This is a genomic window from Bdellovibrio sp. CKG001 (genome assembly GCF_055397465.1).
In genome coordinates, this window is the sequence record NZ_AP029173.1 from 2,296,700 (window position 1) to 2,309,582 (window position 12,883).

The 12,883-nt window shown below is 50.4% G+C and carries 10 protein-coding genes; 5 read left to right on the top strand and 5 right to left on the bottom strand.

What is annotated here, in order from left to right; translation table 11 throughout:
- Positions 1-185: 185 nt before the first annotated feature.
- Genes ruvB through ruvC form a run of 3 tightly spaced genes read right to left on the bottom strand, consistent with a single transcriptional unit; the run spans position 186 to position 2,259 of the window.
- On the bottom strand, positions 186-1,175 hold the full coding sequence (gene ruvB, locus ACZ50P_RS10940; RefSeq protein WP_464131103.1) for a Holliday junction branch migration DNA helicase RuvB: 990 nt from the start codon (positions 1,173-1,175) through the stop codon (positions 186-188).
- Positions 1,172-1,762 (bottom strand): Holliday junction branch migration protein RuvA, encoded by a 591-nt coding sequence (gene ruvA / locus ACZ50P_RS10945; protein WP_464131105.1) that lies wholly within the window; start codon positions 1,760-1,762, stop codon positions 1,172-1,174. The genes ruvB and ruvA overlap by 4 nt, the downstream gene beginning before the upstream one ends.
- Positions 1,759-2,259 (bottom strand): crossover junction endodeoxyribonuclease RuvC, encoded by a 501-nt coding sequence (gene ruvC, locus ACZ50P_RS10950; RefSeq protein WP_464120720.1) that lies wholly within the window; start codon positions 2,257-2,259, stop codon positions 1,759-1,761. Before ruvC ends, ruvA begins: the two co-directional genes overlap by 4 nt.
- A 77-nt stretch (positions 2,260-2,336) precedes the next feature.
- Here ruvC and ACZ50P_RS10955 point away from each other — a divergent pair, with 77 nt between their 5' ends.
- From ACZ50P_RS10955 to ACZ50P_RS10975, 5 genes are all read left to right on the top strand, one after another.
- Positions 2,337-3,164, top strand: a complete 828-nt coding sequence (locus tag ACZ50P_RS10955) for a tetratricopeptide repeat protein (RefSeq protein ID WP_464120719.1) — start codon at positions 2,337-2,339, stop codon at positions 3,162-3,164.
- A 192-nt stretch (positions 3,165-3,356) separates the two neighbouring features.
- Complete coding sequence (efp, locus tag ACZ50P_RS10960; RefSeq protein WP_464120718.1) at positions 3,357-3,923, top strand: elongation factor P; 567 nt, start codon at positions 3,357-3,359, stop codon at positions 3,921-3,923.
- Positions 3,924-3,998: 75 nt separating this feature from the next.
- A complete protein-coding gene (locus tag ACZ50P_RS10965; protein WP_464131107.1) occupies positions 3,999-5,054 on the top strand; it encodes a hypothetical protein in 1,056 nt (351 codons plus the stop codon).
- The gene (locus ACZ50P_RS10970; RefSeq protein ID WP_464131109.1) at positions 5,051-9,022 is read left to right on the top strand and encodes a translocation/assembly module TamB domain-containing protein; all 3,972 of its coding nucleotides are present in this window, start codon (positions 5,051-5,053) and stop codon (positions 9,020-9,022) included. Before ACZ50P_RS10965 ends, ACZ50P_RS10970 begins: the two co-directional genes overlap by 4 nt.
- On the top strand, positions 9,019-11,820 hold the full coding sequence (locus ACZ50P_RS10975) for a POTRA domain-containing protein (RefSeq protein ID WP_464131111.1): 2,802 nt from the start codon (positions 9,019-9,021) through the stop codon (positions 11,818-11,820). Before ACZ50P_RS10970 ends, ACZ50P_RS10975 begins: the two co-directional genes overlap by 4 nt.
- Here ACZ50P_RS10975 and ACZ50P_RS10980 read toward each other — a convergent pair.
- A complete protein-coding gene (locus ACZ50P_RS10980; protein ID WP_464131113.1) occupies positions 11,817-12,470 on the bottom strand; it encodes a hypothetical protein in 654 nt (217 codons plus the stop codon). The two genes, ACZ50P_RS10975 and ACZ50P_RS10980, sit on opposite strands and share 4 nt — an antisense overlap.
- Before the next feature lie 104 nt (positions 12,471-12,574).
- Positions 12,575-12,853 carry a helix-turn-helix domain-containing protein gene (locus ACZ50P_RS10985; RefSeq protein ID WP_464131115.1) on the bottom strand — a complete coding sequence of 93 codons (279 nt, stop codon included), beginning with the start codon at positions 12,851-12,853 and terminating at the stop codon, positions 12,575-12,577.
- Between the last annotated feature and the right edge of the window lie 30 nt (positions 12,854-12,883).

Below are 12,883 nucleotides of genomic sequence, written 5' to 3' on the forward strand. Positions count from 1 at the left end.
ACACATCGCCTGAATGTCATAGGCGAACCGCGAATTATTCTATCAGGATACCCGGGCCCCCAAAATAAAAACTTCTTAAAGGCTCAAAATACGACAAACAACAAAGCCGGCAATACGCCGGCTTTGAGTCTTCATTAGGCAAGGCCCATGAGATTAAAAGATTTTTCGAGAAATTACGTCACCGATTATTTGTCTGCTAAAACGGAGCTTTTTGCGAATTCTGTGATCACACGTCCACGCTGAGTCTTCTGAATGAAACCTTCCTGAATCAGGAACGGCTCATAGACTTCTTCCAATGTGTCACGCTCTTCACTTAAAGCTGCGGCAATGGTGTCGATTCCGACCGGACCACCGGCATACTTATCCTGAATCAAGCTAAGAATACGTCGATCCATCAGGTCTAGACCGTACTGATCCACGCCTAATTGATTAAGTGCATAGACTGCAATGTCCTTGGTAACAACGCCATTGCCTTTGACCTGGGCATAGTCACGCACGCGCTTCAAAAGACGATTGGCTACACGCGGGGTGCCGCGGGAACGCCTTGCCACCTCTTCGGCACCAGCTTCGTCGATTTCCACCTTCAGGATTTCTGCTGAACGCATTAGGATCTGACGAAGAGCATCCTTATCATAGAACTGCAAGCGCTCTACAATCCCAAAGCGATCGCGGAATGGCGGATTCAAAAGCCCCGCACGGGTCGTCGCCCCCACCAAAGTGAACGGCGCCAGTGTGAACTTCATCGAACGCGCTCCCAGGCCTTCGCCGGTGACGATGTCGATGTAGTAGTCTTCCATTGCGGTGTAAAGATACTCTTCCACATGACGGCTCAGACGATGAATTTCATCAATAAACAAAACCGAGTGCGGCTTCAACGACGTCAAAATCGCCGCCAAGTCACCCTTTTTGTCGATCGCCGGAGCCGAAGTCATTTTGATTTCAGCCCCCATGTCATTGGCGATGATCTTGGACAAGGTGGTTTTACCCAGTCCCGGAGGCCCCGCCAGCAACACGTGATCCAGAGACTCGCCACGATGTTTGGCCGCCGCCACGAAAACTTTCAACTTTTCCTTTACGTCATCCTGACCCGGGAAGTCCTCAAAACGCTGCGGGCGCAACTCATTTTCCCAGGACTTTTCACCCTCGACCGGATCCCCTTCCAGAATGCGACTCATGACAAGCCTCCTGACAAGGTCTGAAGTCCTTTACGGACACCGTCTTCAACGCTGATATCCGCTGGCAAAGTGGAAACAAACTGATCCACCACCTGGGATTTATAGCCCAGATTCAAAAGCGCGGAGGTGATCTGCGTGTGGCCTTGGGATTTTTTCTTCGCAGGGCTTGCACTCTCTTCGATGGACACCAACTTGCCTTTGAGAGTAAGAATAATTTGCTCTGCCGTCTTTTTGCCGACTTTAGGCAAACCGGACAGGGCCTTGGCATTTCCGGCCTCGATCATTTCCTGAATCTGGGCCGGGCGTCCCCCGGAAAGAATGCTCAGGGCCATTTTGGGGCCGACGCCATTTACTTTCAACAAAGACAGGAAAAGATTTTTTTCCTCTTTGTCGTGAAAACCGAACAACTGCAACGCATCTTCACGAACATGGGTGTGAACCCATACGATGATGTCGTTCCCCAGAAGATCCTGCAAATCCCCCAGCGTGTGCGCCGACGCCAGAATTTCATACCCCACCCCTTGCACATCAATCAAAGCGGAGTCATTCATCACTTCAATAATTTTACCGCGCAGATATCCAATCATAAACTCACCGCTCTTTGCATAATCGCTTTTTTCTTTATCTCAAAGGCATGGTAACAGGCCATGGCCAGGGCATCGGAGGCGTCAATGCGGCTGATGGTTTTTAAGCTCAGCATGACTTTCAAAATTGCCTGAACGTCCTCTTTGGAGGCTCCGCCATTTCCGGTGACACCTTTTTTCACGGAACGCGTGGCATATTCCTGAACTTCCGCCCCGCCCAAACCGGCTTCATACATGATGACCCCGCGGGCGTGCCCCAGCTTAAAGGCACTGTCGGCGTTTTTGCCCAGAAAGATTTTTTCGATGACCACCTGTTGGGGTTTGTACTTTTCCATGACCTCGCGGAAGGCGGACCCCAACTCTTTCATGCGCAGCGGAAACGCTTCATCAGCGTCCATCACAATCACACCGTGATTGACGTGCTCAATCTTTCCGTTGTGAACACGGACAACACCAAAACCTGTAATGCGAGAACCGGGATCGACCCCAAGAATGATCAAAGAATTTTCCTTTTTTATATTTCCACTATGGCGTCGTAGATATTGCTTAGTCAATAAATCTGCTTTAGTATCAGTCTATGCCCAAAATTGAAGCAAGCACCATCGAAAAGTACCAGAGTCTCCTTGAGAAAGATCCGAATTCTCAGGTTTTTGCACCTCTGGCGGAAGCTTATCGCGAGATGGGAATGCTGCAAGAAGCGCGTAAAACGGTGACTTTGGGCGTTCAACGCCATCCGCTATTTGTCGGCGGCCTGGTCACTTACGCCAAAGTGATGCGCGACTTGGGCGAACTGGGAAAAGCTCTTGAGGCCTTGAAAAAAGCCACCTCCCTGTCGGCCGAAAATATTTTGGCGCACCAACTGACGGCGGAAGTTCATCTGGCTCAGAAAAATCCGAAAGAGGCTTTAAAAGCCTTTAAAATGGTGCTTTTCCTGAATCCGAACTCAAAAAGCGCCCAAAAAGCCGTCCAGAAACTGGAATCCCTGACGGCGGATGAGTATGATGAAGACGTCTTTTCGATGACAAAACTTCCGGAGGTAAAACTGCAAGCGGCTCCGGTTTCATCCGAGCGCCCGCCTGACTTTGCCCCGGAAGAGGTGGTGATCCGCCCCACTCCGGTGACCACCAACAAGGCCTTGGAGCGCATGCTTTCTTTGATCGACGCCTTTATTGTGCGCAATGACTTGGAAAAAGCCCATGCTCTTCTGAAAGACACCCGTCTGGAGTTTGGCGACCACCCGGAAATCCAACGCCGTATGAACACCCTTCAGGTTCGCTATAACGACTCTGATGAGGCCATTCCGCTAAAACCACTTCTGCCACGCGAACAGCTGATCCGCGAAAAGAAGCTGGAAGTTCTTGAGATGATGCTTCGCAAAATCGAAGACTACCGCGCCCAAGGTTGACCGCCTACGTCCCTATAAGTCATGATGCCTTTCTGATCAGCCATAAAGATAAAAGGCTGATCAAAAAGGTCCCAATGCAAGGCGGAGTAGTCCCTCGCAGCGCAGACGTGCTTAATGCACGTCTGAGCGAGAAGGCCGCCCGACAACGCAGTCAGTGGGGCCTTTTTCATCAGCCGTGAGGAAGGATTTATCATGTACGAAACGTCGGACTTTAGAAAAGGTCTTAAAATCATGCTCGAGGGGAAACCCTATGTGATCGTGGATTTCCAACACGTAAAACCAGGTAAAGGGAATCAGTTCACCCGCACCAAACTAAGAAACATGCTGACTGGCCAAAACTTGGAATCCACCTTCAAGTCCGGTGAGAAGTTTGAAGTTCCTAACGTGGAAAACAAAGAGATGTCTTTCCTTTACAAAGACGACACGGGTTACAACTTCATGTCTCAAGAGACCTTCGAACAGATCGCCATGTCTGAAGAAGACCTGGGTGATGCGAAGTACTATCTGACAGAAAACCTGAAAGTGGTTATCTTGTTCTATAACGAGAAAGCTGTTGCTTGTGATGTGCCAAAAGCCGTGAACCTGACTGTGGCTCAAACGGACCCAGGCATCAAAGGGGACCGCGTTACGGGCGCTACCAAGCCTGCCACTATGGAAACGGGCCTTGTTGTTGGCGTGCCTTTGCACATCAGTGAAGGCGATGTTCTTCGTATTGACACCTCCACAGGTGAATACGTCGAGCGCGTCAGCCAAAAATAAGTAACGCTCAGTATTAAGTCTCCGCAACCACTCAATTTTATCGCAAAATAAACGAGTTAAGCTGCGGAGGCTTTTTTGTCCACTTATGTTGAATTAGAAATCCAAAGTCTTCTCAGACACGCTGATGATCTCAGCGCAGTTGCCACACAACTTATCGGCAATATCGAGTCCTCGCCGGACCTTCTTACTCTGGACAATATCAACGCCCTTTCTCGCTTCCTGCTTCAGTCACGCCATGAACATCTTTTGATTGAGTTCGTTCTTCGTCACATTGAAAACGAATCCTTCCCAATTCCATGGCCCTATTTTCTTGAAGCGCTAAGTGCTTTCTCTGACGAGCTGAATGAAAAGGCTGTGCGCGCTTTGCAGGACGGAATCGAAGAGGACCAGGCTCAAAGCGAAGCCTCACGCTCGTTGGCTCTGCGCCAGACTTTGCAGACTTTGGGCGAATGGCGCAGCAATCGCAAATATAAAATCCACAAAGACTATCTGAACAACAAACGTTCTTTGCTGGAGCAACTGATCACCCTGCGCACACAGCAACTGTATGAGCAGGAAAAGTCCCTGCTGCAGCGTCTGCAAAAACTTTATCCTGGAGACAGCGATATTCGCCGCGAGGTGAATGAACACAAACAGCGTTATGCGTTGGAGATCCTGTCGCGTCGAACACCACGTTCACGCAAAGTCAGTATCAACACCGAAGAGTATTCCCCTCGTGAACCCGAAGTTGAACAGGCCTTGCAGGCACTGATGCAAAGTATGCACGAGCACGCCGAGAAATATCCGGAGATGGCCTTTGATTTCGCCGTGGCCGCTTATATGCTGGACAGCTTCGAGGATGCACTGTCTTTGCTTTCTTTCAGCGAGGAAACGGAATCCCTGATCTGGTTCCGACTTGAGATTCTGTTAAAGTGCCGCCGCTTCGTGGAACTGCTGACCGATCTTGCCAAAGTTGAAATACTGTTTGCGAATGATCCGGAAACTTTCTTTGCCACCGCTTATCTGCGTGCGCAGGCGCTGTGGGGCTTGGGACAAAAACACACGGCGATAGAAGTACTCGAAGGACTTCTGGCCGCTCGTCCACACTATCGCGCCGCCAGTGCGCTACTTAGCATCTGGAGTGGTCAGTGAAACGTGTCTTTTGGATTCTTATCACTCCGCTGGCTGTAATTCTGGTGCTCTGGGCTCTGATGGCCCAGGTGTTGGCTCCGAAGATTGAAGCCTGGACGCTGGAAAAAATCCAAAGCTATTCCGCCGCCAACCTGCCGGTGAAAATCCGTGCCGAGAAACTTTCTTTGCGGTTCCTGCGTCCCTCCGCCGCCCTGGAAGGCGTGACTATTGAAGGACAAGGCGAACTGGCCGAGGTTCTTCCCAGTATCAGGATCGAAAGTGTTCGCACTTTTGTGGACATGTTCCATCTGCTGGGTGGGCGACTGACGTTGTCGGCAGTGGTCGTGGACTCTCCTCAGGCGCAAATCAATCTGGATCCGCTCCTTAAAGAGGACTCCCCTTCCAAAGAGCTGCCGATGGATCAGATCTTTGCTGTGTTAGAGCAACTGCCGCTGCAGCGAATTTTCCTGCAGAACATTCAAACCCAGATCACCTCCAAACAGCTTAAGCTGAATGCGACCGTACAAAGTGGCGATCTGCTTCTGACCAATATGGGTAAAAACCTGACGGCCAAGGCCAACTTACCAGAACTGCAGGTGAAGCTGACTGGTTTTGGGGACTTTGCCGGCTCACTGGATACTCACCTCTATTTGACCCGTCAGTCTTTAAAGATCATTCAACTGGGTGTCCGACTGGGACAGTCGGAAGTTTTGGCCCGCGGCGAGCTGACCAACTTTGCCCGTATTGCCATCAAACCTTCCGGCGTGTTGGATCTGACCGGAAAAATCAACCTGAGCGACATCTATACGGAAATGAAGCGTCTGCGCCCGGACATCAAGCTGCCGGCGATCGGTGGTGAATTGATCACGGAAGTCGACACCAAGTTCAACGGCTTTGACGACATCCGCGCCAAGGCTGAAATCAACACCCGCTCTGTCACGCTGGAAAAGCTGGAACTGGGTGACGCCCGTATTCAGGGTGAATACCACAATGGCGTCATTGGACTTTCGGAAATGGAAGTGCACCACCCGGCGGGTGAAGCCACTCTGACAAAATCGCAGTTACGGCTGGATGGCAATTACGGATTTAAGTCTATGGTGACGGTTCACAGCCTGGATCTTTACAAACTTTTCCAAAATCTGGATCTGGCGAACATTCCCGTCGGTCTGGAACTGGAAGGTCAGCTTCCCTGCGAAGGACAGATCCGCCCCACTTTTCAGGTGACCTGCTCTAACGCTTCCCTCAAGGGGAAAAACCTTTGGGTGAAGACTGACATCAAACCCAAAACCCCAGACCTGGTGAACATTGATGCGATGTCTGCCAAAGGCCAGGTTCAGGTGACTTTGGATCAGGTTTCTTACGCGGCCTCCGTGACCATGGGTGACAGCGCCGGAAGTTCTGATGGTGTGATTGATTTCCACAAAGGTTTTAAGATCAACTTTAAAACCGACAAGCTGGATCTTAAAAATGTGCGTAATCTGGCCAACTTAAAATTGGTGGGCACAACCAGCATCGAAGGATCCACCTCCGGGGACTCCAATGTTGCCGTCTTCAATATGAAGCTCAATGCACGCAACTTCGTGTTTGAGGATTTCACTCTGGGAAATCTTTTGACCCATCTCCGCTACAGCAAAGGCATCTTGTTCTTTGAAGACATCGCCGGCGCTCTGAATCGCACGCAATATTTGGGCGAGTTGGATGTCGACCTGAACAATGAAACTTTGGAAGGTGACTTCAGCATTCCCACAGCGGAACTCGGCGATGTGGCCACGATCTTTGAAAAGATCTACCGATTCCCTCTGCCCGTCTCTGGGGCTGGCGCTGCCAAAGCCCGTGTTGATGGACCTTTGAACTTCTGGAAGCTGAATTACAAGCTGGAGTCCGCCTTTAAGGATGTCACGATCGGACCCGAGGGATTCAATCAGCTGCTGTTCAATGCCTCGGCTAAAGACGGAAACATCAATGCTGACAAAGTGATCCTGCAAAAGGCCAACTCCACTTTGACTCTGCAAGGTGGCATCAGTTCAGATCGCATCATGAATCTTTATGCTGATGGAAAAAACTGGCATCTGGAAGAATCTGACATTATCAGCAAAATCAACTCCAACATCACCGGCAATGTGAATTTTGCTGCCGAACTGAAAGATTCCGTCAACAACCCGCAGGTTCTGCTAAAAGGTGCGATCACTGACACTCTTTTTGAGGACCAGGAAATTCCCAACTCGAACTTTATTGTCAGGGTCAACCGCAACAGTTTGGGCGGACAATTCACTTTCTTTGGGGACAAGGTCCGAGCGGACTTTCAGATCCCGATGGAAAAAGGACGATCACCACTGGTTTTGAAAGTAAATACTAACAAATGGAATTACTCGACGGTTCTGGGGTTGATCGGCGGCGCAAATCTGGCCAGCGAATATGACTCCACCCTGACATCAATGGTGGACCTGCGCTCAGAGCAAGGAGACATCCTGAAGGCCAGCGGCAAGATTCACATTGAAACCTTCAATCTGAAGCGCGGTCCTTTGAATTTCGCCAACAATGGGCCTATTGACATCACGGCCGACAACGGTCTGGTCAACATCCGCAATTTCACCCTGTCAGGTCCGAATCACTTGCTGCAGATTCGGGGCTCTAATTTTTCCGCCGAACGGCTGAATCTGGGTGTGGCCGGTCACACCGACCTTCGCCTGTTGCAAATCTTCACTCCGTTCCTTGAGGATATGGGGGGATTGCTGCACATTTCAGCCAATGTTTCCGGCACCTTGATGAAACCGGAAATTCTTGGAAATGCCAACGCCCAGAACACTTTCATTAAGATCAAAGGCTTCCCGCATCCCTTTGAACGCCTTTCCACGGAAGTCGTCTTTTCGCAGAACCGCATTCTGATCAATGCCATCAAAGGCCAGATCGCGGGCGGCACCCTGACCGGGGATGGCGGCATCATGATCAATGGAATCAAGGATATCCCCACCACCATTCGCGCCCGTCTGGATGGCGTGACCTTCAACGTCCCGGACAAGGTCCGAAGCAGTGGCAATGCCGATGTGCTTTTGTCAGGCCGATGGTTCCCGTTCACTCTTTCCGGCACCTTCCATGTGTCCAACGCTCTGGTTGAAAAAGAGTTCACCGAAGACGCCGGGACGGTGGCAGGGGTTCGCCAAAGCCAGTATCTGCCAAAGCTGCTGCGTGAGGGGCAATTTGAGCCCATTTTGCTGGATCTGCAGATCCTGTTAAATCGAAATATCGTGGTTAAAAATTCTTTGATCGATGGTTCGGTCACAGGACAGCTGCAAGTCAAAGGGGCTCCGACCAATCCGGTGCTTCTGGGTAAAATCAGCATGGAACGCAAATCCAAGATCATCTTCAAAGACAAGGTTTTTGACATCCAAAGCGGCGTGATTGACTTCAATGATCCTGATGAAATCAATCCGAATCTTTATATCTCGGCCATGTCACGCATCAATGAATACGACATCACGCTGCTGGCGCAAGGACCGTCAAAAAATCTGACCATTCACCTCAACAGTGTCCCACCACTGTCAGAGCAGGATATTATTTCCCTGATTGCCCTGGGGGTCACCTCCTCGGCCATGGATCAAAACCTGCAATCCCGTCAACAGGCCGAACAGCTGGGCGTGGAAATCGGGGGGGCGGTCCTGGCAAAACCTATCAACAAACAACTTGAAAGCACGCTAGGTCTGAATCTGGCTGTGACGTCCCAGTATGATTCCACCCGCAACATCAGTGTGCCAAAGATCACCTTAAGCCGTCGACTGTCAGATAAAATGAAGGTGTCCGGCAGTCGTCCCGTGGGTGATACACAATCCTATGACATCAAGCTGGAATATCTTCTGAACAGCAACGTTACAGCCATCGGTTCATTTGAAAGTCGCGGATCGACAGAGGAAAGCACGAATGTTCAGTCCACCCAACAAGAGTCCCAAAGTATTTTTGGCTTGGATCTAGAGTTTAAGCGGGAGTTTAAATGATATCTTCACGCCTAAGATCCCCTGCCGTGTTTTTGCTAGCGACGCTGACTCTGGGCTGGAGTACGTCGGTCTGGGCCTTAAAAAAGCCTTTGAACATATCCAACCTGCCCCAGGATCTTCAAGAGGATCTGACCAGAAGGTTTCCGCAACTGGGCAAAGAGCGCCTGACCCAGGATCAGGTGGACGACATCATACGCCAGTTGCAGCTTAAGCCACAGATCAAACGCGTGCGTGTTCTGGATGATGGCAACAGTTCTCCCCTGCGCCTGGAATATGAGCTGACCCGCCGGGTGGCCAGCGTGAAAATCGTGGGCAATAAGAACTTCTCCACATCGGAAGCAGAAAATCTTTTTGGGGTTAAATCCGGAGACGTCTTTGATCAGCAGACGCTGATTGAAGGAGGCGAAAAACTGCGTCAGGCCTATCGTGATCTGGGCTATTACAATGCCGTGATTGACATCGAAATGCCGCCTGAAACTGCCGACACGGTGGGCGTGCTTGTGCGGGTGAATGAAAACAAACGCTCTTTGGTGCGAAATATTATTCTGATCAGCCCCAACGAGGAGCTGAACAAGAAGGTCATGAAGGAAATCGACGATTCCCTGAATGATCCTTACACGGACGCGACCCTGGCACAGATTCAAAAAGCGGCGCGCGAGTACCTGACTGAAAACCGCTACATCCGGGCGGATCTGGTGGGCCCCACCACGGAATTCAGTGAAGATGACAGCGAAGTCGTGCTGACCTATCGTCTGGAGAAAACCGAAAAATACAACTTCGACTATCAAGGGGTTCGTTTCCTGGCGATCCGGGAAATCGAAAGTGCCCTGGATCTGGATAATTACTATTCCGCCAGCCCCTCTGTGGGCACCGAGCTGGCGCAGAAGATTCGCGCTCATTATCTGGCAAGGGGCTATGCCCGGGCCGAAGTCAAAGTGGATGAAGCTGAAGCACGTAAGTTCCAAAGGAAGGTGACCTTCCATATTGAAGAAGGTCCCCGGGTCAAAATTCAGAAATACAACCTGACAGGGCGCTTTAATCGCAAAGACAAATACTATATCAACTTTATTGAAGCCCACAGCTCTCGCACAGTGGAAAGCGGTTACTACAATAAAGAGGACATCGACATCGGCTTGAAAAATCTGATTCTGGAACTGCAAAACAACGGCTATCTGCAGGCCAAGATCCTGTCCACGCGCACCCAGTACAACAAAGAGCGCGATGCCGTCACAATCCACATCAATCTGGATGAGGGACCTTTGACGATTGTGGAGTCCGTGACCTTTGAAGGAAACTCGTCCTTCGGGGACGAGGAGCTGCTGCAGGCCACCCGTCTGCGCGCGGGCCCCTTGCGCCTGACGCAGATCGAGGACTCTATCGCCCGCTTGAAGAACTTCTATAAAGAGCGCGGCTATATCGAAATGCTGCTGCTGAATGAACGCGGCGACGTCGTGACTTATGATGAAACCAACACCAAAGCCAATCTCAACTTCAAGATCTTCGAAGGACCTCAGGTTCGGGTGGCGTCGATCATCCTGGAAGGCAACACCTTCACCTCGGACTATGTTATTCACAAGGAACTGGAGTTTAAAAACGGCGACCTTTTAACCCCGTCAAATCTGGAGGAGTCCGTCGCGCGCTTGCAAAGAACCGGCTTCTTTGGCTCTGTCGAAATCCGCACACTGGAAGAAAAAACCAACGTTGCCAACCGCACGGTTTTGGTCAAGGTCAGTGAACGCGATCCGGGCGTCTTTACGTTGGGCGCCGGAGCAACCAACGAACGAACTTTGACACTGCGTGGATACACGGGCGTGGCCTATCGAAATCTGTGGGGCACCGGACGCGGAGTTTCCCTGCGTCTTGAAGGAAACTATAACGTCGCAGATATCAAGTATCTGGAAAGCCGCGTGGTCTTGGGTTACCTGGAGCCTTATTTGTTTGATTCCCGCGTGCGGGGACGTATCAATGTCACTCGCTCCAGCACGGTGACGGATTTCGATATCAAACAGGTCTCCGACGTGCGTTCGACCACTTACTCTTTGGAAAAGGATTTCACCTCACGGATTCTGGGAATCTGGGATCTGTGGTCTTTGGCCACCATCCGTGACTTCGGTTTGGATGACTCCTATCCATATGACACAGTTGAACAAAACATCGCAACAACCGGCCCCCAACTGGATCTGGACTTCCGTGACAATCCTTTCAATCCGAGCAAAGGGACCTTCACCCGTTGGAATGCGGAATATGCGAGTCCTTCAATCGGTTCCAGCCCGACAATTGAATACTGGCGTACCACTTTAAGCTTCACGCACTATTGGACGGTCGGTCACCTTTCCAAGCAGCCGGTTGTCTGGGCCAATCAAGGGCGTGCCGGGTATATGAAAAACTTAAGTCCTGGGGGCGGTGTACCTTGGGATAAAAAGGGCTTCACTTTGGGAGGCCAAGCCACCGTGCGTGGCTATGAGGCCGGAACTCAGGAAGTCTTCCCGAACCGACAGGATCTGGGGCTTACTGAAAGCGATCCGACGTACTATCTGACTTCGGATTCAACCATGTATCTGATTAAATCAGAGCTGCGCTTCCCGCTTTATGAAAGCTTGGGGGGAGCCGTTTTCTATGATGGTGGGTCTGTGAAAATTGAGGATTTAAAATTTTCAGATCCTTACCGGGACTCTGCCGGATTCGGAATCCGATATAACACGCCGGTGGGTCCTTTGAGCCTGGAATGGGCCTGGAAACTGGATGCGCGCCCGGGGGAAGAACCTTGGCGCTTCCACCTGTCTATCGGGACATTCTAAAGAGCCCAGGTGCAATCGGCCATGGCAAAGATTCCCTGAACCTGGCCGTTTTTACGTAAGGGCTCTAGCTCCAGGTTTTTCATTTCCACCTGCAAGCGTTCCAAGGACAGACGTTCTTTCAGAATGTGAGGCTCTAGCACCGCCAAAGGAGCCTCACACTGCCCTGCCAGCACAGCGTTGGCCTTCTTTAAGATCCGCAAGGTCATCGCCTCTTCACGATCATACAGATGAACCCACTGACGGCAGTACAAGTCTTCGATGGTGTAGCTGGTGAACTCAAAGAAATTCAGTGATCTAAAGAACTGGGTGTGCTTGTCAGAGTAGAATTCAACCATCTTGTTAGGTTCCGCCCGCAAGCGCCCCATTGTCTGGGGAAAAATGCTATAACCATAATAGTCCAAAGCCGTTTCCACAAAAAAAGGCATGTCCTTTAAGCGGCGCCCCCGGGAATACACACGCTCACAAATCTCCAGGTACTGACGAAGCAGTTCGATGGTTGTGCCTCGCTGAAACTCATTCAACTGCAAGAAAAACGGCAAAGAGTCCTGATGGTAAGGGCGCACGGCCCAACCCTCTTGCTCAATAAACGCACATAATTCCTCTGCATATTTTTTAAAACTATCGACCGCAGATGGGGTCTTGGGACTCATAATGCACCGCAAACTTGCTATAAAACAATATATTATTTACATTTTTGACATAAAAAGAGCTCCAAAATGGAGCCCCTTTACTTGTGCCCTTGAATGATCTCGACTTAGCGAGCCTTGCTGCTTGCAAATTTGCGACGCAAATCCTGAGTCACCTCATGAATCGTTGCATTCAAAGTCACTTCGAACAAGTCATCAGCAGAGACTTTATAAAGCTCTCCCAACTTTTTCAAAGCGTTGATTGGCGGATGAGAAACACCTCTTTCCCAGTTTGAAATAAACTGTGGAGTGGAGTATCCCAATTTGTCAGCCACGTCTCTTTGAGAAAGACCTGCAGATACACGTTTTTGCTTCAAGAAATCAGCTAGCATATTTCTTTGTCTCATGCGTTTCCACCTAACGATGATTTATTTATA

Bases quoted from the DNA above. Each gene is read 5' to 3' on its own strand.
- ruvB (WP_464131103.1), bottom strand. From the start codon at position 1,175: ATGAGTCGCATTCTGGAAGGGGATCCGGTCGAGGGTGAAAAGTCCTGG.
- ruvA (WP_464131105.1), bottom strand. From the start codon at position 1,762: ATGATTGGATATCTGCGCGGTAAAATTATTGAAGTGATGAATGACTCC.
- ACZ50P_RS10955 (WP_464120719.1), top strand. From the start codon at position 2,337: ATGCCCAAAATTGAAGCAAGCACCATCGAAAAGTACCAGAGTCTCCTT.
- efp (WP_464120718.1), top strand. From the start codon at position 3,357: ATGTACGAAACGTCGGACTTTAGAAAAGGTCTTAAAATCATGCTCGAG.
- ACZ50P_RS10975 (WP_464131111.1), top strand. From the start codon at position 9,019: ATGATATCTTCACGCCTAAGATCCCCTGCCGTGTTTTTGCTAGCGACG.
- ACZ50P_RS10980 (WP_464131113.1), bottom strand. From the start codon at position 12,470: ATGAGTCCCAAGACCCCATCTGCGGTCGATAGTTTTAAAAAATATGCA.
- ACZ50P_RS10985 (WP_464131115.1), bottom strand. From the start codon at position 12,853: ATGAGACAAAGAAATATGCTAGCTGATTTCTTGAAGCAAAAACGTGTA.